The organism is Photorhabdus akhurstii, from assembly GCF_018448925.1.
GTDB lineage: Bacteria > Pseudomonadota > Gammaproteobacteria > Enterobacterales > Enterobacteriaceae > Photorhabdus > Photorhabdus akhurstii.
Genome location: NZ_RCWE01000001.1, coordinates 250,473 through 273,850, shown reverse-complemented (window position 1 = coordinate 273,850; position 23,378 = coordinate 250,473). Strand labels below are relative to the sequence as shown.

Here is a 23,378-nt window from a genome sequence, read left to right as displayed (position 1 = left end):
ATTACCTCAGGGGTATTTTGTGCTAACTGTTTTCCGGTCCGCACCGTTTTCTTTATAACAGTCATTTTCTCTATTATAACCGTATCGTGACTGCTCCCCGCCGTAAAAAACGGCGAGGCTTCCCACTTCTCAGGCCGCAACCGTCTTTACGACGGATTGACGCTGGCCTACGTGGGCAAATTGTTATTTATGGCGTATTATTCTTCACCTTCCGCAATACCTAGTATGCACATGCAACTCTGTTTATCACATTACTGGTACTATTATGCTTCAACTTGTTAGCGGTAAATTTCATCTGGCAAGACTGGAAATTCCGCCAGTTATCACAAGTGATAAATCGCACGATGAACACCAATTGTCGCTACCTTGATGCCATTTTAGTTCAATATTATCAGGGAAAAGATAATGGATTGAGCTATCGAATTGCCCACCGTGATGCCCATAATAGTGACGCTGAACTGGCATCCGTTATTTCAAACATGTCTGCTGAACCGAAAAGTGACCAGACTGTTCAAGAAAAAGCATTCCGGTTATTGTGCCTAAATCACACCATGCTAAGTTACATCTCCGCGCTGGAAGCACACCGAGATAAATTGGATAATTTAAAGTCATTCTAGACATTTTTAATGATGCTGTTTGTTATGTCGATACAGCATTAAAACCGGCATTAATAGATGATGATAGAATTAAGCAAATACCTGTCAACATAGTGAAAAGAATTGAGCAAGCTCCGGCAGAAAGAAATAGCAAAGAGCAAAGAGCAACTGGTATTGCAACAAACTGGTTTATTAATAGGATTGTCACCTGAAATTGTAAATGTCATTAAATAAATTAATCAATTATAACCAGATTGATATACTGGGGCAGTTGACTGCCCCTTTCATTAGCTATTCTCGATAAAGATCTAACAAGCCAGTTCCTTGTGCCAACGTAATAAATCATTACGGATCTGTACCGGTAAAACGGCTGAATGACATCCTTCAATTGCACCAGCCAAAGCAAGCAATAAATTAATATTAGATTTTCTTTTATATTGATGCAGTTTTAAATAACTGGCTTTCGCACCTAACAACCGTAAATCTTCAACTTTACATATTCCAACTTTCCATAACTGGCGTTCTAAAGACATTCCAAGATTAGGCAAATCCTTCAAGCGCTCCGGCATTTTCTTTTTACCCGCAATTTCAATAAATGAGTAGTGATAAGCCAAATACGCATATTGAGATAACAACTCTTGATCTTGCCAAAGTGATTCAACCACTTGGTAATAACGCAAAGTTACAGGCACTCCCTTTTTCGAGTAAATATAGTTTTTCATTCCTCTGGCTTTAAATAATACTTCAGCATGTCCATTTCCTCGTAAATATAATTCTCCATCAGCAATAATAGCGAACATAATCCCATCAGATAACAGGCTGTAACCGCCAAACTGTGGCTTCCTTGTCAATGTTCCAAACGACGAAAAACCATTTTTGAGTTGAGTAAAACGCACCTCAGACAAAAACATACAGATCACTCCATGAGTTTTGTACAAATAAATCTCTTATCCATAGATTTGTCCCAGTTATTAGTAAAATAAATAACAGGAACAAGTAATTAAAAACATACGCAATTCAATTTTCTCTGCCAATGGTTAAATGAGTTTACAGCCATTTACAGTCAATATTTGCGAAGCTCTTTGAAAAAATAGACTTGATCTTAGCCTGATATGAAGATACTGTATATTAATACAGTTAATCGTGGCGAGGTTCATTATGGGCATTCAATCATCCTGGGTTTACCCTTCTAAACATCAGTCAACCAAAAAGCAGCTATCACTCTCTTCGCCTACACAAGATAATTCAGCCAAAAGAGAGGGGGTAGTGAAAGAGGGTAAAGAAGGTATAGTGAGTGAATTGATCTATAGTGATAACCAATATAGCGATAACCAAGCTATCATTAATCGTATATTGCTACCTCTGTTACGCCAATCAGGAAATGAGGCTCGCTGGTTGCTATGGGTTAGTCCACATAAGAAACTAAGCCGTCAATGGTTAATTAACTCTGGATTACCTTTAGATAAGATTGTCCAATTAAATCGCATCAGCTCCATTACAACGGTAGAAGCAATGGAAAGAGCATTGGCGAGTGGTAATTACAGCGTGGTACTTGGCTGGTTACCAAAGTTATCAGAAAAAGACACCGTAAAATTACAGGCTGCGGCACAAAAAGGTAATGCACTGGGCTTTATTATGCGCCCACAAGATGTAAATAAAGAAACCAACTGTGCTGAATCGCGAGCAGATTTACTAAAAATCCATTCCATTTACTATCATTGACCAAAACTAGGAATTATCGCAATATTTATAACACAAAATAACCAATCCAGACCGAAAATCACTAATCACAATTAAAATCAATTAATTAAGGCAAGATTAGTTGTAAAGAATAGTAAATTTTTTAAAAAAATTATACATTACCTTTTAAATTTTTTACTCTATTAATCAAGGGGCACTTGTAACTTTTTAACTTCGTTGTAGACTTTACACCATTAAAGGTTACTGCACTTAGTACCCTTGTATTGTTTAGTCTATCGGTTTTATGAAAAAGTGCAGCATTCCTCTAACTGAGTTTTTAATCAATATGGCTCGACAGCCTATCTTAGTAGATATTAAAAGATGCTAAAATTAGTGCAAGCCATTCTTATGGATGAATAGTGAACATAGAAACGCGCAAAATTCAAAGTGTACACACAATAATGGTACCGGAGAATTTGAGCACAATTCAGTGCTCGCTTTTATTACAAAGAATGGCAAATGAAAGCCTAATGGGATAGGCAGTAAGCAAAAAGGCTTCCAAAGCCAATTGCCTATTGGGTGATGATAATAACGAGGCGTTAAAATGAAAAAGACAGCTATCGCGATAGCAGTGGCAGTGGCCGCTTTCACAACTGCAACGCAAGCAGCTCCAAAAGACAACACTTGGTATACCGGTGGTAAGTTGGGTTGGTCCCAATACCATGACGTAAACTTCTACGGCAACGGTTATACCAATGCAATCGGTAATGGCCCTACTCATAAAAACCAATTGGGTGCGGGTGCTTTCTTAGGTTATCAAGCCAATCCATACCTGGGTTTCGAAATAGGTTATGACTGGTTAGGACGTATGTCTTACAAAGGCAGCGTCAATAATGGCGCCTTCAAAGCCCACGGTTTCCAATTGGCAACCAAACTAAGCTATCCAATTATGGATGACTTGGATATCTATACTCGCTTAGGCGGTATGGTTTGGCGGGCAGATTCCAAAGCAAATTACGGCGCAACCAATACTCATCTGAAAAATCATGACACCGGTGTTTCTCCATTGGCGGCCATCGGTGTTGAGTATGCGATAACTAAAGACTGGGCTACTCGTCTGGACTACCAGTGGGTTAACAATATCGGTGACGCAGGCTCAGTAGGCGCACGTCCTGATAACGGTCTGTTGAGCGTAGGTGTTTCTTACCGTTTCGGCCAAGATGAAGCAGCAGCCCCAGTTGTCGCTCCAGCTCCGGTTGTTGCTCCAACACCAGCTCCAGCACCCGTTGTTGAAAATAAGCGCTTTACCCTGCGTTCTGACGTGCTGTTCGAATTTGCAAGTTCTGAGCTGAAAACCGAAGGTAAACATACTTTGGATCAACTCTATACTGAGCTAGCAAACATCGACCCAAATCAAGGCAAGGTACTGGTTTTAGGCTACACCGACCGTATCGGTAAAGACGTGTACAATCAGAAACTGTCTCAAAAACGTGCTCAAAGCGTAGTTGACTATCTGGTATCTAAAGGTATCCCTACCGGCAGCATCAGCGCAGAAGGCCACGGTAAAGCAAATCCAGTCACTGGTTCTACCTGTGATAAGGTTCGTAAACCTAACCTAATCAACTGCCTGGCGCCCGATCGTCGCGTAGAGATCGAAATTCAGGGCATTAAAGAAGTTGTTACTCAAGCAAAATCCGCTCAATAATAGCCTTTCTTGGTTATAATTAATCATCAAAAGCGCAGAAAACCTCATTGCCAAATGGGGTTTTCTTTTACTTACGGTGAATCTACTTTAAGGAGCTTGTTGCGCGATATCAATCTATAACAACTGAAATTACTCTTTCTTACCCAAAATAGCTTCCAAATCGTGTTTCAAGCTAGACATCCGATTGGCATATTTTTCTTTCCGTTCAGCGTCTTCAATTAACTGGATGATAGTTTCTGACAGCGTATTACCCCGTCGCTGAGAAAGCGCAGATAAGCGATGCCACACGGGAAAATCTAAATCGATGGATTTCTTACGAGTATGCTGATGTTCCGCATTAAAATGCCGTTTACGCCGAGCGCGGATAGTTTGTTTCATTCGGTTGGATAAATCAGGATTCATATGTTGCTCAATCCATTTCAGTACCCTTACCGGCTCACTCTCAAGTTCAATGAGTTTATCAACTGCTGCATGAGCCGCACTGCTTTCAATATATTTAGTAATTAGCTCGCCTTCTTGATGTTTTTTCATCAGATAAGCCCATTTCCAGCCACATTCCAAATTTTCCAGTTGTTGATATTTCATCTTACTTTCTCAGTGACAGCGTAACTAAAAATAAGCATAACAACTATTTTAGTAAATTGCTTATAGCCAAACTGATTAATCTCTGCTTTTTGATCAAATTATGTTTTACATAAAGTGTCTACGATAGCAAACATTCAAGCATGTTGGTTTATATCTTAATCTTGTATAATCGGCACTTTCCTACTTTACAATATATAGCGATCATTTTGACCACTAACAAACTAGACTGGCAGGCATTACTGCCGAATTGCGCGCCTTATGATGCGCTCTTTCATTCTGCTTCCCAACAGGCACCTGCCAGTATGGAAGCCGTTCAATCACGGCTACATAGTGGTTTACAGCTTTTTTGCCGGATGGATTCCCGCCAGCCTTTTATGCTATTGAAAGCTGAAGAATGTGATACTTATTTGTCAGCATTAGCTGAGTCTATCCATCCATTACTCACGAAAGAACTTCCCCAAATTGGTGGCAATTATCACATCCAGCAACAAAAAATTAGCTGGCAACCATCAACAGAAGGCCATTTCACACCTGAGTTACGCGTGGCCTATCGTGAATGGATAGAAGCAGAGCAATTATTTGGCTGCTTCCACTCTCACAACGGAGAAATTCACTTACAACCCGGTCTAATTCATCAGGTAAATGGCGGTGTACTTATTCTGCCATTACGTACCCTACTTTCTCAGCCATTAATGTGGGTTCGCCTGAAACAGATGATTATTCAGCAACGCTTTGAATGGTTGTCTCCGGATAGCAACAAATCGCTACCATTACCTATCCCCTCGATGCCATTAAAGCTACGTCTGATTCTGGTTGGAGATCGTCTAAACCTTGAAGAGTTTCAGGCAACAGAACCTGAATTAGCCAAAAGCGCTCTGTATGGTGAATTTGATCTGGATATGCCATTTCATAATGAGCAGGATTTAAGCCTGTGGTGCAATTATATCAATGGGCTTATTCAACAATGGCAATTGCCTCCGTTGAATCATAATGCCTGGCCTGAGCTTGTCCAACAAGCAACTCGTTATGTAGAAGATCAATACCACCTGCCTTTGGATATTCTTTGGCTACAGCGGCAACTCACCACCGCCGCACTCTATCAGCAAGAAAATCAGATTACAGCTCAATCTATTAAACAAGCAGAGGAGAATCGCCGCTGGCGTCACAACTATCTGCCAGAACGCGGTTTAGAGGAAATTCATCAAGGCCAGATTCTTATCCGCACCCAAGGCATGGTCATTGGCCAAATTAATGGATTATCTGTGCTGGAGTACCCCGGCCACCCTGATTCAGTAGGAGAACCATCCCGCATCACTTGCGTGGCTCATATAGGAGATGGGGAATTTATTGATGTTGAACGCAAAGTCGAGTTAGGTGGCAATATCCATGCGAAAGGCATGATGATTATGCAAGCCTTTTTGATTTCCGAGCTAAAGTTGGATCAACCGCAGCCTTTCTCTGCATCTATTGCATTTGAACAGTCTTATAGTGAAGTTGACGGCGACAGTGCTTCTCTTGCTGAATTATGCGCACTGATAAGCGCGCTTTCCCTGCAACCCATTGATCAACAACTGGCGGTCACAGGTGCAGTAGATCAATTTGGTTACGTTCAACCCATCGGCGGTATTAACGAAAAAATCGAAGGTTTCTTTGAAGTATGCCATCGCAGAGGACTAACTGGTCAACAGGGAGTTATCCTACCAGCGGCGAACATCCGTCATTTATGTCTCAATCAAGCCGTTGTAAATGCGGTAAAAGAGCAAAAATTCCATTTATGGTCAGTAAAACATGTTTCTGAAGCGCTGCCTTTATTAACAGGTATCCCTTATTATGATCAACAAGAAACACACTTGTTAGCTATGATACAAGAACGTATAACACAGGCGAATAATCAAGAACGGCCTAAATTCCCGTGGTTTCTTCGCTGGTTGGGTTAATTCAGAATGTCTGATCGGAGTTGTTCAGCGTACAAGTGTACTCTATTATTTACCCTACATTAAATATAAGGCTATCTGATAATTATGGTTGATAAACGTAAATCCTACACAAAAGAAGATCTTATCGCATCTGGGCGTAGCGAGTTATTTGGAAAAAATGGGCCTCCATTACCATCTGGTAATATGTTAATGATGGATCGCATCATTGAAATGACAGAAAACGGTGGTACCTACGATAAAGGTTACATAGAAGCCGAGCTGGATATTACCCCCGATTTATGGTTTTTCGACTGCCATTTTATTAATGACCCGGTAATGCCCGGCTGCCTTGGCCTTGATGCCATGTGGCAATTGGTTGGATTCTTCCTTGGCTGGTTAGGTGGAGAAGGCAAAGGCCGCGCCCTTGGCGTTGGCGAAGTTAAGTTCACCGGCCAGGTATTACCAACGGCGAAAAAAGTCACTTACCGTATCAACTTTAAACGCGTTATTAACCGTAAATTGATTATGGGACTGGCTGATGGTGAAGTGTTAGTAGATGGTAAAATCATCTATACAGCAACGGATTTGAAAGTGGGCTTGTTTAAAGATACCAGTGCTTTCTAATCAATAATCAGTAACGTATCGAAAAGGAAGGTGACTGGCTAATTGCTTTTCACCTTTTTCGCTAAAAGCACACCACCAAGCAAACAGCACATTATTTGAAAAAAATATTTGCTTGAAAAATACTTGGTATTGTTTTTGCTCTTCAAAGGCAATTCCAGTTATATCTTAGAATATGAGATTCAAAATCTAGCTCCAACCTACCTCGGCTAAGAATAGCACAAAACCACATCTCAATAACCTGCAATATAAGCATCTAGTTTATTGCTGGCTAATTAGCATGCAATTGACAAATTGTGCTATGATCAAATTGACCTGATATATCAAATAAGCTCAAAAAGCATATTAGTAACAGGCAAAAACATCAATAAAATTTATTATTATTAACAAACACAACCAAGGGTAATTTATATGAACATCAGAAAAATACTGCTCATAATCGTAGCATTAACTATTACACCAACTGCCACAGCAATAAATAAGATCGAAGGCACCATCGAAATGATAGAAGCATCTAACAGTAATGGAGATTGCTATGGAAAAATAGTCACTCCTACTCGCGCCCGAGGATTTCGGTGGGTATGTACTTATAGTGCCGGGTCGATACTTTTATCATTGCTTCAAACAGCCTATTCAAGTCATGAGAATGTAGCCATAGCAGTCGGGGAAGATGTGCAATATAGCCCTCTCTATAGGGTTCAAATACGTCATAAATGTTTATCAAACCCTGCTTACTGCAATTATCCCTCTCGTTAGTAGATAAATTACTGAATGGCCGCAATATCAGCCATATTGGAGGTTAAATAGGATGTATGAGCTGGCGGCCATGAATTCTATTTCATCAAATTTCGCAAACGGAATCCCAAAAAGAACAATACAAAGAAATAGGAAACCAACACATTAATTCACATTAATTGCTATACATACCCTATTTACTACACTCAGTGCATCAGCATATCCATCATATGATGTTTTATTAAATAGGTTAAATAAATTTACCAACAGGATTCAATCTGACAGATATCTGTAATAAGCAATCAGTCACTGTCAGATTAAATTTGGGATATATACACGTCGATTAAGAAATGGTGGTTTTTTCTCACCTAACCTATACATCAGTTTGGCAGACTAAGCCATCATCGCCCTGTCTTCCATAGCCTGGCGCCATCCTCCTAACCAATGAGAACGGGCATCTAATGAATAATAGGGACAATGCTCCCTTGAGCGCCCCAAAATACCTGCATGGTACCCTCTCGATAACGCACGTGCTAAACGATCTCGTTTCTGTCTCTTCATGCTCTTATTTACCTCATAAGCTAGATCAAAAGAAAACAGTGGTCATCATTCATCCAACCACAATTTAGAAATACCCCTATAAATTTTGAAAATCAAGTCAAGAAATTCATATTAATGTAATATTTGTTATATTAGTACAGAGAAAATCAATAAGGTATTAATAATAAAGAGAAATTTTTATCCTGCTGATAATACCAATTTTCTCCGAGCGTAAAGGTTTTACACCCGGAGAATGGCTGAGGGTTACGATTGGGAAATTAATTGATTGGTAATAGCTTGCGCCAACTGACCCCATCCTTTTGCCAATGTGCGAACTAAATCATCATATCCATCCTCTTCCTGTTTTAGCTCTATATTAAAGGGCTGTTTAATGACACTTAACTCACGCCCCTGACAAGTTAATGTCCAGTAACCTTGCAAAATCACCTTACCATCATAACGACCATGAAAACTGGTTACTGTTACATCCAAAGTATCTGGTTTATTAACCAATGGTTGGGCAGACACTAAACGCTGTGGCAGCGCTACGGTTAATTCCGCTACCAACACTTGCTGTAACTGCTGTTCAAGTGGACTTGCCCACAAGTGATTCGCCGCACTGATATAACTAACATCACTACTTTGATATACCACACCGGAGGATGACAGATAATCGGACAACATGACTCGTTGTACCCATAATTGGCGATCATGTTGCACAATAGCACTCTTTTGTGATGCTATTGTGACTACCGGCAATTGATAATAAGTTCTTTCTGGCTGACGGCTACAAGCAGAAATAAAAATCACTAAAATTAATGCCACTCTTCTCATCATTTTTTAGCCCTTTTCGGTTCTGGATCTTCAATTGGCTTAGCCTCAAAAACTAACGCATTGCTCTTATTATTCAGCGTTCTCAGCACAGGCCGCAGTTCACTCAACACTTGATCTAATCGCTGCATATTATCCAACATCTTGTTATAAGCCGGTGAGCCAGGTTGGAAACCTTGCATACTGCGGTTAAACTCCTGCAATGTTTTCTGTATGTCTTTTGGCAGATCTTTGGTTTCAGGATTTGCCAGCACTTTATTCAATTCATCAAGAGTCTGCTGTGCTTTTCTGATAGCTTTCTGACTCTCTTCCAAAGTGCGAATAGCCTGATTAAACATTGGCTCAACCGGCATATTATTAATTTTGTCTAACGCTGCAATAACCTTATGTTGAATTTGAGCAAGACCACCACTGATTGTTGGCAATAGCGGATAGCCTGCAATTTCATACGGGCCAACCCACCCTTTTTCATTCGGATAAAAATCCAAATCAATAAACAGTGCCCCCGTTAACAAATTACCTGATTTGAGAGAGGCTCTCAGACCGCGTTTGGTTATGCTATTCAGCTCTTTCTCAACATCAAACCCTTCCCCCAATTCCTTCTCAAAGCGCTCCGGCTCAATGGAGATAAGTACTGGAATACGAAAATCATTATCCAGCCGCTGTCTCATTCCCTCAGAGTAGAACGGTACTTTCGCCACAGTTCCCATACGGATACCACGAAACTCCACCGGCGCACCCGGCTGTAATCCTCGGACAGAATCAGAGAAGAGCAACAGATAATCTTTATGTTCGGTATATAAAGAATCTTGAATGCTTCTTTGGTTATCAAAAAGTTTGTAAGTGGCTTTTTCTTTAATTGGCTCACCCAATTCCCAACCTTTAGGTACATCAAAGCTGACACCACCACCAAATAGCGTTGATAAAGAAGCCATTTCAACACGCACCCCCTGGGAAGACATATCAAGGGTAATACCACTCTCTTTCCAAAAACGCACATTGGTTGTCAGCAAACCATCATAAGGCGCATTAATAAATAGCTGATATCTCATCAGATGCGATTTCGGTTCAAACTCGCTGGTTTCAACAGAACCAACCCGATAACCACGAAACAACACCGGATCGCCCGGATTAAGCTGACCGGCTTTATCACTGACTAGGATGACACGGATACCTTTTGCATCAGGCGAGGCCAATGGGGGTGAGTCCAACAAATTAAATTTATCTTCTTCATCACCATTCTTTCCCGGTTGAAGTTCAATAAAAGCCCCGGACAGAAGAGTACCAAGACCAGATATTCCATCACGACCAATCTGCGGTTTCACGACCCAAAAAGCACTATCACTGCGTAATAGATTTTCCATACCATCATTCAGCCGGGCCTTAATAATAACTTGACTAAGATTATCACTCAGCATGACCTTCTCAACCACGCCGACATCCACACTACGGCTTTTAATTTTAGTTTTTCCGGCTTCAATGCCTTCCGCGTTAGAAGTAATCAACGTTACTTCCGGCCCTTGGTGGCTGAAATGGTAAAACAGTATCCAGGCACCAATAAGCACAGTGACAATCGGTACAATCCAGACTGGCGACCAACTTTTAATTTTATCGATTTTAGCCTGACTCTGGTCTTCAACTTTATCCGTCACCTTGACACTCCTTCATTGCCTTATAACGAATGTTTAACGTTGGTTCTATCCCAAATTAAACGCGGATCAAATGTTATTGCCGCAAACATGGTCAGGATCACAACTAAAGCAAAAATAACTGACCCCATAGCAGGGTAGACACTCATTAATTTCCCCATACGTACCAATGATGACAATATTGCGATAACAAATACATCAATCATTGACCAACGGCCAACAAATTCAACAACTTCATAAATAAAATGCATTCGGGCGGAATCTCGTTTACCGTGACCTTTGGCATCCCAACATAACCAACCAATTGCCAGCATTTTCAGTGATGGCACCATAATACTGGCAATAAAAATGACTAAAGCTACCGGATATGAACCTACGCTCCAAAGTAGTATCACTCCAGCCATAATAGTGGAATCATTCTGATTACCTAATGATTCGGTCACCATCATTGGCATGACATTAGCAGGAATATAAAGCATTAAAGCCGTCACTATCAGTGCCATTGTCCATTGCAGACTGTTACGGCGGCGGGCATGTCCACGAGTATGACAACGTGAACAAACTAACTGATCTGCCGGTAAAATAGCTGTACAGCACTGACATAATCGAACCCCCTGCACTAACCCCGCTTTTCCTGCCTGTAACGATATATTCACCTTAGGTGCGAGCGCTATCTGATTCCATAACCAGTGGCGATCCAAACATTGAAATGCTCTCACCTGGAGAAGGCAGAACAGGCAATATGGCAAAAAACTTAAACCTAACCCAATATCACCATAAGCCATTAATTTAACAAAGCTGACTAATACCCCTGCCAGAAAGATTTCAACCATACACCAGCTTTTCATCTGAAATAAAACCTTGGCTAACCAAGCTTTTATCTTCTGAGAAGTAACAACACCCTGGCACAAGAGAATAATCGCTACCATACAAAACGCAGGCACCAGTTGAACACAGAGCAAAAAGAATGTTCCCACACTGACGTAATTTTCATTAAACATCACCTGAGGGATTTGAGATAAGGTAATTTCACTGCCAATTCCCGCCACACTCATGCTAACAAACGGAAACAAGCAAGCCATTAACAGCATAAATAATGCACTGACTGCATAACCTGTTGGCTGATGTTTAGGTTCTTTCCACCATGTAACTAATGTCGTCTTACAACGAGGACAAACCGCCTTCGTTCCCTGAACCTCTTCTGGCAATGTCACCAGCAAATCACATTGAGGGCACAATACCATTTCATGATGATGGCTACTGGAACACAAGGTTTTTCTCCTGTAAGGAAATTGGGAATATCCACAGAATCATACTCGGAAAAATTCCGCGGTATGATTCTGCTAATTATGTTAACTATTGGTTATTTTTCAATGTTTCCAATTCATGCCAACGATCAAAAGCAGCTTCTAATGCTCGCTCTTTGTCAGACAACTCAGTCAGTATTTTTTGGGTTACTACATGAGGCTGACTAAAAAAGTCAGGATCACTCACTTGAGACTGTAACTGATCAAGCTCTTCTTCCAATTTCTCCAGCAATGATGGTAATCGCTCTAACTCTCGTAATAAATGGTGGCTCATTTTGTTACGAGAATTTTTTGGCGGTTCCTTAATCTTTTCTACTTTAACTTCCGTTTGCAGTTTTTTCCCATTTTGCTGGCGCAACGATACAACCTGTTCGCGCTGTTGCTGAGCATCGTAATAACCACCAACATAATTATTGATCACACCATTACCTTCAAAAATCCAACATTCGGTCACAGAGTTATCAACAAATTGACGATCATGACTCACCAGCAATACAGTACCTGTATAATTGTCTACCAGCTCTTCCAGCAACTCTAATGTTTCCACATCCAGATCGTTGGTTGGCTCATCAAGCACCAACAAATTACTGGGTTTCAGAAACAGACGCGCCAGTAACAACCGGTTCCTTTCACCACCAGAAAGCGCTTTAACCGGTGTCATTGCCCGTTTTGGATGAAACAGAAAGTCCTGCAAATAACCCAGAACATGGCGAGGACGACCATTCACCATCACTTCCTGTTTACCTTCTGCCAGGTTATCCATTACGGTTCTTTCCGGATCAAGTGCTATCCGATGCTGGTCAAAATAAGCAATTTCTAGTTTAGTACCACAATGAACACGGCCACTATCAGATTGCAGCTCACCTAACATTAGTTTCAATAAAGTTGTTTTGCCGCAACCATTTGGTCCCACCAGTGCAATTTTATCCCCACGCTGAATTTGCGCACTGAAATTATTGACCAGTTTCTTTTCACCAATTTGATAGTTTACATTTTCCAGCTCAAAGACAATTTTGCCGGAACGGCTCGCTTCTTCCATCTGTATTTTAGCGGTTCCCATTACTTCACGGCGTTGGGAACGTTCAACACGTAATGCTTTCAATGCCCTGACACGTCCTTCATTACGAGTACGACGCGCTTTAATCCCCTGACGAATCCACACTTCTTCCTGAGCCAACTTACGATCAAATTCAGCATTTTGCATCTCTTCCACACGCAATGCTTCTTCTTTGCCTTCAAGAAATTTATCGTAATTACCCGGCCACGACACTAACTTACCACGATCTAAATCGACAATACGGGTTGCCATATTGCGAATAAATGAACGGTCATGGGAAATGAAAACAAGACTACCCTGAAAATCTTTCAGGAAATTTTCTAGCCATTCAATCGTATCAATATCCAGGTGGTTAGTGGGTTCATCAAGCAGTAAAACTTTTGGTGAACTGACCAACGCTCTCCCTAATGCCGCCTTACGCAACCAACCACCTGAAAGTGAAGAGAGCCTTGCCTCCGCAGGTAAAGAGAGCTGTTTCAATACGTCATTAATACGGCTGTCCAGTGACCATAGCCCACGAATATCCAGCACCTCCTGCAATTCCGCCAAGCGGTTGAGGTTTTTCTGATTCGGTTCTTGCTCCACCAGACGGGAAATCTGATGAAAAGATTTAATATATTCGGCCTGCTCCTGAACACCTTCGGCAATAAAATCAAAAACCGTCCCCTCCACATCACGGGGAGGGTCCTGTTGTAAACGGGAAACAACCAGATCCTGTTCGTAAATAACCTGACCATCATCCAACGTCTGCTCTTTTGCTAATACCCGTAACAAAGTCGACTTTCCAGCACCATTACGACCAACCAGACAAACTCTTTCATTTTCTTCTATATGCAATTCTGCATTATCAAGTAATGGCGCATCACTGAACGACAACCACGCACCAGATAAATTGATCAACGACATAGTAATTATTTTTCCTCACCAGCATGGCGTAATAGCCAGCAGTTGTGAATCTGACGGTTACGGGCAAAATCCTGCGACTGAGTTTTACTGGTGATCTCTTCCGCCACCAAGCCAACTCTTTCCAGCTCAGCAAAATCCATTTTAAAACCTCGTTTATTATTGGAGAACATCAGCGTTCCCCCACGACGCAACAAGCGCTTAAGCTGTCTCATCAACATGATATGGTCGCGTTGTACATCAAATGCATCTTCCATTCGTTTAGAATTGGAGAAAGTCGGCGGATCAATAAAAATCAAATCAAACTGTTCACTGGCCCGAGCCAACCAAGCGAGACAATCTGCCTGAATCAACCGATGCTGACGACCTGTTAATCCATTAGCCTGTAGGTTCCGTTCAGCCCATTCAAGGTAAGTGCGAGACATATCAACCGTCGTTGTTGAACGCGCGCCGCCTAACCCAGCATGTACTGTCGCTGATCCGGTATAAGCAAACAGGTTCAGAAAATCTTTTCCTTCACTCATTTCACCTAGCATTTTCCGGGCAATACGATGATCAAGGAACAAGCCGGTGTCCAAATAGTCAGTTAAATTAACCCAGAATTTTGCGTCATATTCATTTACCAGAAAGAATTCCCGTTTTTCTGCCATTCTTTCGTACTGGTTTTTACCTTTCTGACGCTGACGGGTTTTAAGTACTAATTGATTTGATGAGAGTCCAAGAACTTGCATCGTTGCACTGATAGCATCGAATAAACGCTGACGCGCTTTATTGGTATCAATACTTTTCGGCGGAGCATATTCCTGAATCACCACTTTATCCGCATAACGGTCAACAGCCACATTGTATTCTGGCAAATCAGCATCATACAGACGGTAACAATCAATCCCTTGCTGTTTCGCCCAATGAGTTAATTTCTTTTCATTTTTGCGCAGGCGGTTGGCATAATCTTCCGCCACATTCATCTCTGATGAGTGTGGTTTATCTGACAACTGATAATTTTTCTGTACGCAATCCAGTGGACCATTTTTAGCTTTAAACTCACGTTCAGCCCGTAATTGCAAGCAGCTCAGCAACTCAGGCGATGCACTGAATAGAGACAAACGCCAGCTAGGGAAACGGCTTTTCATTATCCGCCCAAATAAACTGTGTAGTGCAACCAATGCAGGTTCACTTTCCAAGCGCTCACCATAAGGTGGATTACTTAACACTGTTCCGGCAGGACCTTCTGATAACGGATTTTCCAGACGACTGGCATCACCTTGCTGGAAAGTTATCAACTGTGCAACCCCGGCTCTACGAGCATTTGACCGAGCCATATCCAACACTCTACGATCAATATCAGAACCAACAAAACGGGAAGCTGTCTCCTGAAGACCTTTACGAAAGCGGATCTGCGCTTCTGTGGTCACCTCACGCCAAATTTCTTCATCATGTTGCAACCAAGCAATAAAGCCCCAGTGGTTACGATGCAGTCCAGGAGCACGATCAGCCGCCATCATTGCTGCTTCAATCAATAATGTGCCGGAACCACACATAGGATCGATCATCGGAGTACCAATCTGCCAGCCTGAACGTAGAATAATCGCCGCAGCCAGATTTTCTTTCAGCGGAGCCTGACCAGCAAGATCGCGATAACCTCGGACATGCAAACCATCACCACTCAAATCCAATGCAACACTAGCTCTCTCTTTATTCAAAAAAACATTAATGCGAATGTCCGGCTGTTGCTTTGCCACATTGGGGCGTTGATCTAACTTACGAATAAAGCTATCGACAATGGCGTCTTTAACCTTGAGTGCGCCATATTGCGTATTCCGTATCTCTTCATTTGTGCCACTGAAATGCACAGAGAAAGTACTGTCTATAGAGAAAATCTGGCTCCAATCAATAGACTGAACGCCAAGATAGAGATCTAAATCGCTATAGACATTAAATTCGTTTAGCGGTAGCAAAATACGTGATGCCAGCCTGCTCCACATCAGGCTTTTATACATCACTCTGTCATCACCTTGAAAATGAACTCCGCCTTGCACAATTTTGCATGCTTGCGCCCCCAGCATTTCCAGTTCGTTCTTCAATAATTCTTCTAATCCACGCGCCGTGCTGGCAAACAGAGAGTTCATGTTACATATCACCAAAAAGAAAATTGTTACGCATTATAGCTAATCCAGATGACATGTCATAAAGTTGCGTGTGTAAAAAATGTTTCATGGAGATTAACGGATGATCACTCTGTCTCGCCTGTATACCCACCCGGTAAAGTCTATGCGTGGTTTGCAACTTTCCCATGCATTAGTTAGTGAAAGCGGCCTTATATTTGATCGCAATTTTATGGTCACAACGACAGACGGAACTTTTATTACCGCCCGTAAATATCCGCAAATGTTGTTATTTACTCCGGCTATGTTAAATAACGGTATTTATCTGCGTGCGCCCAACGGAGAAAATGCCACCATACTTTACAGTGATTTCCTACCTGAACAGCAGCCCACGGAAGTATGGGGCAACCATTTTACGGCCCTAATTGCACCAGAAACAATTAATCAATGGTTAAGTCGTTTCTTTGATATTCCAGTGCAATTACGCTGGTTAAGCCATGAATTAAGCCGCAGAGTAAAAAAACACCCTAACATTCCATTATCATTTGCTGATGGTTATCCATTTCTACTCATTAATGAAGCTTCATTTCATTTATTACAACAGCGTTGTCCGGCCAGTATTAAATTAGAGCAATTTCGCCCAAATATTGTTATTACTGGTACGGAAGCATTTGCAGAAGACAGTTGGCAATCAATTCAGATTGGCGATGTTATTTTTGATTTACCCAAACCCTGTAGCCGCTGTATTCTGACAACAGTCAGCATTGATAAAGGTATTAAAAATCCCAACGGAGAGCCATTATCGACATTGCAATCATTCCGTACAGCAGAAAATGGTGATGTCGATTTTGGTCAGAATCTCACTGCCCGTTCGAGTGGTATTATTAGAATCGGAGATAATGTCACTATATTAGCTAAAAAAGATCCGCGTAAATATGGCAGTGGCGAAAAAGCTGAAGATATTGATTTACCAAAAATAAATGAGCAATCTATCACTATTGAATATAATGGGAAAACCTTTACAGGTAATAATCAACAAATCATTTTAGAACAACTGGAACAACAAGGAATTAAAGTACCCTACTCATGTCGGGCGGGAATATGTGGATGCTGTAAGATTTCTTTAGTTAAGGGAGAAGTTTCTCCTTTAAAAGCCACAGCGATTAAAAACGATGGACATATTCTAGCTTGCTGTTGTATTCCAAAGAGCAACCTTATTCTTAATAATAGCGAAGAATAGATCTTTAAATTAAAATCAAACCAACGTGCCATAAATTGGCACGTTGAACGCCAATTCCTCTATCCTTCCTTCCCATTGTGGCGCTAACACCGCTTAAAAGGGGAGGAAATCAATAAATTTTATAAATCAATCACAACGGTGATTGTTATAACGAATTTATTATTACAATAATGAATTAATTATTACCATAATGAATTTATAACTACTGTCATAAAATGATTACACTCTAACAGGAGCTTAAGTCACTCAGAAAAAACACCAAAGGAGTAAGTCATGGCACGTATTGTCATTGCAGCGGTCGCAACCCCTGGACATGTCTATCCAATGTTAAAGGTCGCTCAATCACTAATAGCACAAGGACATCAGGTAACCGTATTTACCGGTGCATTATTTCGCCAACAGGTAGAAACTTTAAGCGCGCAATTTGTCCCTTTTGATGAACAGATAGACTTTGACTATCGTCATTTAGAACAGCATTTCCCCGACCGTGCTCAACTTCCTCCGGGAAATGTACAAATGGCACTGGCATTCAAAAATTTCTTCTCAGCTCCAATCCCAGTTCTTGACCGCCAATTACGGCAGATTATCTGTGAACAACAAGCAGATCTGCTTATAGCCGAGAACTGCTTTTATGGCATATTACCCTTGCTGCAAGAAGAAAAAACCCATCGTCTTCCAGTGATAGTCATTGGCATAACACCTTTGGCTTACTCTTCGAAAGATTCAATTTTCTGGGGGCCACGTATCCCACCTGCGGTATTACCACCAGAATTGACACATGAACAACTCGTAGATGAAACCAACCAGCAACTCATAGCCGAAGTACAAGATAGCTTCAATGACGCATTAGTTCAGTCAGGAAGCTCTGCGTTAACCAGACCTTTCAACGATGAAGTGATTATCAGTGCTGATCGCTTTTTGCAGCTATCAACTCTGGCATTTGAATACCCACGAGAAGGATTGCCTGATACAGTCCATTTTATTGGCCCCCTCCCCAATCCAGCACCGACAGCAACATCACCTCAATTATGGGAAGAAGATGATCCACGTCCATTGGTTATAGTTACTCAAGGTACTATCTCTAATACCGATTTGAATCAGTTAATTCTCCCCACATTACGTGCACTGGCAACATTACCGATACGTATATTGGCAACCACCGGTGGCAGATCGGTAGAAACACTGAGTAAAGATCTACCTGAAAATGCACGCATTGAAGAATTTATTTCATTTGAGCACTGGCTGCCAAAAGCTTCATTGCTAATATCCAACGGAGGTTATGGAACCATCAATTATGCTCTCAGCCACGGGACTCCGTTACTCATTGCAGATGCAGGAGAAGGCAAGCAGGAAGCAGCTTTTCGTGTTGTATGGGCTGGATGCGGAACTAATCTGGATACAGCGCACCCCACTGAATTTCAACTTAAGCAAACAGTGGAAAATATGCTGAGTACAGACTTGTTTAAACAACGTGCGCAAATTGTCCAAAAAGATTACGCAAAACATGATGCATTAGCAGCAATATCCCGTCACGTAGAACAAATAATTCTTGAATAAAGCCGCAGTAACCAAATCCTAGATACTTTCGTCTTTCCTCTCCATTTTAGTGCTAACACAGACTAAGAGGGGAGGAAATCGGCATATGTCATAACTTCATAAAAAAATAAATTACAGTGATTATTGTCATGATAAATTATTATTACTACAATGAATTTGTAACAGTAATCATGAAATGATCACACCCTGAGTCAGGAGCTAACTAGCGTAATTAAATCAAAACAGTACAAAGGAGTAAGTTATGGCACGAATTGTCATTGCAGCGGTCGCAACGCCCGGGCATGTCTATCCGATGTTAAAAGTAACTCAATCACTGATAGCACAAGGACATCAGGTAACTGTATTCACCGGCGCATTATTTCGCCAACAGGTAGAAGATTTAAATGCAACATTTATCCCCTTCGATGAGCAGATAGACTTTGATTACCGCCACCTAAAACAACGTTTTCCTGATCGAGCGCACCTTCCTCCAGGAAATCTGCAAATGGCGCTAGCGTTTAAAGATTTCTTCTGTACCCCAATCCCATTCCTTGACCGCCAACTACAACAAATCATCCATGAACAGCAAGCAGAACTCCTTATAGCCGAGAACTGTTTCTATGGCATATTGCCACTGCTGCAAAAAGAAAAAACTCATCGCCTTCCAGTGATCATAATTGGCATAACGCCTCTGGCTTACTCTTCGAAAGATTCAATTTTCTGGGGACCACGTATTCCCCCCGCATTACTGCCATCAGAGTTGACACATGAACAACTCGTGGATGAGGAAACACGACAACTAATAACCGAAGTTCAGAATAGCTTCAATGACGCATTAACTCAGGCGGGATGCGCTACGTTAACCAGATTTTTCAATGATGAAGTCATTTTGGGTTCTGATCGCTTTTTGCAACTTTCAACCCTGGCATTTGAGTACCCACGAGAAGAATTGCCTGATACAGTCCATTTTATTGGCCCTCTCCCCAACCCCGCTCCGATAACAGAATCACCGCAATTATGGGAAGAAGATGATCCACGCCCATTGGTTATAGTCACTCAGGGCACCATGTCTAATACTGATCTAAACCAGTTAATTTTCCCCACATTGCGTGCACTGGCTACATTACCTGTGCGTGTATTAGCAACCACCGGTGGTAGTTCAATAGAAATACGGCCAGAAAACATACCTGACAACGCATGTATCGAAGAATTTATCTCATTTGAGCACTGGCTGCCAAAAGCTTCATTGCTAATATCCAACGGGGGTTATGGAACCATTAATTACGCCCTCAACCACGGTACACCAGTACTCATTGCCGATACGGGAGAAGGTAAACAGGAAACAGCGTTTCGCGTCGTATGGGCTGGATGCGGTATTAATCTGGATACAGCACAACCAACGGAATCTCAGCTTAAGCAAACAGTGGAAAATATGCTGCGCACAAATTTATTTAAACAGCGGGCACAAATCGTCCAAGATGATTACGCCAGTCACGACGCATTAGCAGCAATATCCCATCACGCAGAACAATTAATCTTCGAAAATCGTGCTAATTAACTTCATTATATCTCCTCCCCATCTCAAAGCTAATGCTATCCAGAGGGGAGGGAATTATTAAAATACTTCTTATCTATTTTTACACCAACTTCAAACGAGTAAGCTATAGCTATTACTATAACGGATAAGTTTCTGTGATAATAACCAACAGGAAACAGGAAACAGGAAACAGGAAACAGGAAACAGGAAACAGGAAACAGGAAACAGGAAACAGGAAACAGGAAAAGAATAACTTACTCATAATCAGATGAGAAGATGTGAATGCGGTAAAATTTCCTCAGATGATAAAGAACAATTTTCTCAATTAAAAACAGTGATTATCTTCTGTCTTGTCGTTCTATTTTCAAAAAATGATTTTACTCTTTGGAAATCACGGAACAATGGGATCTTAAACCTAAATCAAACCGCGGTGCCATAAATTGGCATACAAACAGGTTCCACAAATGGCATCAATCGATCATTCATAATCTTAATTGGATCGCAAAAACTCATTACCCGATCGGATAACGTTAATTGTGGTTGAGCTAACAGACAAAGGCTCGCGCTATCTCCAGCTTCTACGACCAAGAATACAGCATCTGTCCCGCAATCCTGGAGCCGTACCTGAATTAGCTCGCCTTGTACCGGCTTTTCTATCATGGCAAAACGGGAAAAATACCAGCTTCTTGGCATCTGCGGCTTAATAAAGCGGAAAGCCACTAACGCATTAAGAATTAATTCAGCCCTGGATTCATCTGAAATATTAATTTGGCGTGTCTGTTCTTCAAAACAATAATAAAGCGTCGCATCTTCTACAGAGAACGAAGTTTCTCCCATTGCATAGGGTGTCAGCATCTTCGCAGGAAAACAGGAACGAAAAACCATACCATTAGACAGGTCGAGCATTACACGGTCATGGTCAGTATCAAAATACCAGCGCCATTGGTCATCGGGTTTAATGTTCATGAGTTATCCTTTTACGCCAGAAAAACTTACATCGCCAAACAGATTGTAAATAACTTGCCCGCTATTCAGTGAAATAAGCCCTGCCATAATTAAAAGACACGTGAAGATACAGATAAAATTTAGATGTTCAGAGCAAATATAGATGAGTTGGGGGCAAAAATAAACCCCCAATGATAAATTAACAGCAAGATTTAGATATGATTGACGATATCTTTGATTAATTTTGGACCATGATAGATAAATCCAGAGAAAATCTGTATCAAAGAAGCCCCCGCCGCTATTTTTTCTCTGGCAGAGACAAGTGAATCTATTCCACCAACACCGATAATGGGAATTTTACCGCTTAATTCCTGAGAGAGCTGATGAATAATCTCTGTACTACGCAACTGGACCGGCCGACCACTTAACCCACCAACTTGTTGGCAATAGTTAAGTCCTTCAACTAATCTCTTGTCTAACGTTGTATTAGTTGCAATAGCACCATCGATATTATGACGAATTAAACTATCTGCAATTTGAATCAACTCTTCTTGAGAAAGGTCTGGCGCAATTTTTACCGCAACAGGGACATATTTCTGGTATTTTTGTTGAAGTTCACTCTGTTTATTTTTAATCGCCGATAATAGATCATCCAACGCTTCGCCGTATTGAAGCGTTCTTAAGCCAGGTGTGTTAGGTGAAGAGATATTAATTGTGATATAGCCAGCATGAGGATAAACTTTATCCATGCAGATTAAATAATCATCTTTCCCATGCTCTACTGGCGTATCTTTATTTTTGCCAATATTGATCCCAATAACTCCGCCATATTTTGTCTTTTTGACATTCTCTACCAGGTTATCAACACCAAGATTATTGAAGCCCATACGGTTAATTAACCCTTCTGCTTCAACGATACGGAATAATCTCGGCTTATCATTTCCTGCCTGAGCGCGTGGGGTTACGGTGCCAATTTCAATAAAACCAAAGCCCATTGCACCAAATGCATCAATACAATCGCCATCTTTATCAAGGCCCGCAGCCAGACCGAGAGGATTTTTAAATGACAAACCCATACAAGTAACAGGCTTTGTCGCAACTGACTGGCGGATCAGGAACTCAAAAGGACTACCGGTAATACGCTTAAGCTGGCGGAAGGTTAATTCGTGCGCCCGTTCCGGATCAAGTTGGAACAACGCTTTCCTGACTAGTGGGTAGCACATAATTCTGAACCTATTAATTAATTTATAAACATTAAATTATAAAAGTAAAACTATACACATTCATGTGCCACTTAGAAATTTTTGAACTAAAAAACGCTCATTTTTAATCCTAAAAATATTTCGGCAGGTAGAGTAACCGAATAATATGGGATGAATCTACAGAAATATGCTAATTAGGCGCAAATCTCTCCTAGATGTTGCGCGTGAAAGTCGGGAAAATGCATTGATATAACAAGAATACACTGGTGACTACAATCGTTGACTTTTTTGCCCAAGATACTTTGCTTCTCTCGAACAACTCAAAGGGGGGGTAAACCAATGGATGCTCTTTAATATCTTGAGCAATTTTCATACTACAAGTATCAAGCATCAACCAATAAAAATGTATTTCAATGCCGCAATAACAACAGCAATACCAACTGCTAATGTCAGTTTCTTAATCCAATCTAAATCTGTTTTTATAGTACCAATATCGGTTTTAATGCTCTCAGTAGCAACTGTTAGATCTGCTTTGGCGACAACACTTATGTTTTGCAGTTCTGTAATAACTTCAACGATTTTTTCAGACTGCTCATCGTTAAAACCAGACGCTTTGAGTGCCTTAACTGCTGTATGTGTATCCATTGTAAGTAAAGCCATTCTTTTATCCTCTAAAGTTACTGGTTGACCG

The 23,378-nt window shown here is 41.1% G+C and carries 18 protein-coding genes and 1 pseudogene; 8 read left to right on the top strand and 11 right to left on the bottom strand.

Translation table 11 applies throughout. The features are described from left to right. Positions 1-116: 116 nt before the first annotated feature. A pseudogene (locus EAE93_RS01170) lies at positions 117-830 on the top strand (YccS family putative transporter); the annotation flags it as partial. A gap of 74 nt (positions 831-904) precedes the next feature. Here EAE93_RS01170 and EAE93_RS01165 read toward each other — a convergent pair. After that, positions 905-1,507, bottom strand: coding sequence for a TfoX/Sxy family DNA transformation protein (locus EAE93_RS01165; RefSeq protein WP_214038910.1), 603 nt, complete (start codon positions 1,505-1,507; stop codon positions 905-907). 247 nt (positions 1,508-1,754) lie between these two features. On the opposite strand from EAE93_RS01165, the gene sulA reads away from it, so the two are divergent. Beyond that, entirely contained in the window at positions 1,755-2,318 is a 564-nt protein-coding gene (gene sulA, locus EAE93_RS01160; protein WP_214038909.1) for an SOS-induced cell division inhibitor SulA, read from the top strand. 562 nt (positions 2,319-2,880) lie between these two features. Then, positions 2,881-3,981, top strand: coding sequence for a porin OmpA (gene ompA, locus EAE93_RS01155; RefSeq protein ID WP_214038908.1), 1,101 nt, complete (start codon positions 2,881-2,883; stop codon positions 3,979-3,981). Between the two features lie 129 nt (positions 3,982-4,110). Here ompA and matP read toward each other — a convergent pair whose 3' ends face one another. Then, a complete protein-coding gene (gene matP / locus EAE93_RS01150; RefSeq protein ID WP_214038907.1) occupies positions 4,111-4,566 on the bottom strand; it encodes a macrodomain Ter protein MatP in 456 nt (151 codons plus the stop codon). Positions 4,567-4,772: 206 nt separating this feature from the next. Between matP and EAE93_RS01145 the strand changes: the two genes are divergently transcribed. Beyond that, positions 4,773-6,503, top strand: coding sequence for an AAA family ATPase (locus EAE93_RS01145; protein WP_110087081.1), 1,731 nt, complete (start codon positions 4,773-4,775; stop codon positions 6,501-6,503). An 84-nt stretch (positions 6,504-6,587) separates the two neighbouring features. After that, the gene (gene fabA, locus EAE93_RS01140; RefSeq protein ID WP_036807145.1) at positions 6,588-7,106 is read left to right on the top strand and encodes a bifunctional 3-hydroxydecanoyl-ACP dehydratase/trans-2-decenoyl-ACP isomerase; all 519 of its coding nucleotides are present in this window, start codon (positions 6,588-6,590) and stop codon (positions 7,104-7,106) included. 1,125 nt (positions 7,107-8,231) lie between these two features. On the opposite strand, the gene rmf is transcribed toward fabA, so the two are convergent. The 6 genes from rmf to rlmKL all read right to left on the bottom strand — a co-directional run bounded on the left by rmf (position 8,232) and on the right by rlmKL (position 16,251). Further along, positions 8,232-8,399, bottom strand: a complete 168-nt coding sequence (gene rmf / locus EAE93_RS01135) for a ribosome modulation factor (protein WP_071647033.1) — start codon at positions 8,397-8,399, stop codon at positions 8,232-8,234. Positions 8,400-8,642: 243 nt separating this feature from the next. Beyond that, the gene (gene pqiC / locus EAE93_RS01130; RefSeq protein ID WP_214038906.1) at positions 8,643-9,215 is read right to left on the bottom strand and encodes a membrane integrity-associated transporter subunit PqiC; all 573 of its coding nucleotides are present in this window, start codon (positions 9,213-9,215) and stop codon (positions 8,643-8,645) included. Then, on the bottom strand, positions 9,212-10,861 hold the full coding sequence (gene pqiB, locus EAE93_RS01125) for an intermembrane transport protein PqiB (RefSeq protein ID WP_110087079.1): 1,650 nt from the start codon (positions 10,859-10,861) through the stop codon (positions 9,212-9,214). The genes pqiC and pqiB overlap by 4 nt, the downstream gene beginning before the upstream one ends. A gap of 20 nt (positions 10,862-10,881) precedes the next feature. Continuing rightward, positions 10,882-12,129: a membrane integrity-associated transporter subunit PqiA gene (gene pqiA / locus EAE93_RS01120; protein ID WP_214038905.1), complete on the bottom strand. Its 1,248-nt coding sequence runs from the start codon at positions 12,127-12,129 to the stop codon at positions 10,882-10,884. Positions 12,130-12,214: 85 nt separating this feature from the next. Further along, positions 12,215-14,128: an ABC transporter ATP-binding protein gene (locus EAE93_RS01115; RefSeq protein ID WP_110090339.1), complete on the bottom strand. Its 1,914-nt coding sequence runs from the start codon at positions 14,126-14,128 to the stop codon at positions 12,215-12,217. Between the two features lie 5 nt (positions 14,129-14,133). After that, a complete protein-coding gene (rlmKL, locus tag EAE93_RS01110) occupies positions 14,134-16,251 on the bottom strand; it encodes a bifunctional 23S rRNA (guanine(2069)-N(7))-methyltransferase RlmK/23S rRNA (guanine(2445)-N(2))-methyltransferase RlmL (protein ID WP_214038904.1) in 2,118 nt (705 codons plus the stop codon). Between the two features lie 100 nt (positions 16,252-16,351). Here rlmKL and EAE93_RS01105 point away from each other — a divergent pair, with 100 nt between their 5' ends. The 3 genes from EAE93_RS01105 to EAE93_RS01095 all read left to right on the top strand — a co-directional run bounded on the left by EAE93_RS01105 (position 16,352) and on the right by EAE93_RS01095 (position 20,561). Beyond that, entirely contained in the window at positions 16,352-17,467 is a 1,116-nt protein-coding gene (locus tag EAE93_RS01105; protein ID WP_214038903.1) for a YcbX family protein, read from the top strand. 273 nt (positions 17,468-17,740) lie between these two features. Beyond that, complete coding sequence (locus EAE93_RS01100) at positions 17,741-19,024, top strand: glycosyltransferase (protein ID WP_214038902.1); 1,284 nt, start codon at positions 17,741-17,743, stop codon at positions 19,022-19,024. A 241-nt stretch (positions 19,025-19,265) separates the two neighbouring features. Next, positions 19,266-20,561, top strand: a complete 1,296-nt coding sequence (locus EAE93_RS01095; RefSeq protein ID WP_082302152.1) for a glycosyltransferase — start codon at positions 19,266-19,268, stop codon at positions 20,559-20,561. A gap of 399 nt (positions 20,562-20,960) precedes the next feature. On the opposite strand, the gene EAE93_RS01090 is transcribed toward EAE93_RS01095, so the two are convergent. From EAE93_RS01090 to EAE93_RS01080, 3 genes are all read right to left on the bottom strand, one after another. Next, the gene (locus EAE93_RS01090) at positions 20,961-21,506 is read right to left on the bottom strand and encodes a cell division protein ZapC (protein WP_036778877.1); all 546 of its coding nucleotides are present in this window, start codon (positions 21,504-21,506) and stop codon (positions 20,961-20,963) included. Positions 21,507-21,697: 191 nt separating this feature from the next. Further along, positions 21,698-22,708, bottom strand: a complete 1,011-nt coding sequence (pyrD, locus tag EAE93_RS01085) for a quinone-dependent dihydroorotate dehydrogenase (RefSeq protein ID WP_110086814.1) — start codon at positions 22,706-22,708, stop codon at positions 21,698-21,700. A gap of 369 nt (positions 22,709-23,077) precedes the next feature. Then, positions 23,078-23,347, bottom strand: coding sequence for a CCDC90 family protein (locus EAE93_RS01080; protein ID WP_040152855.1), 270 nt, complete (start codon positions 23,345-23,347; stop codon positions 23,078-23,080). Between the last annotated feature and the right edge of the window lie 31 nt (positions 23,348-23,378).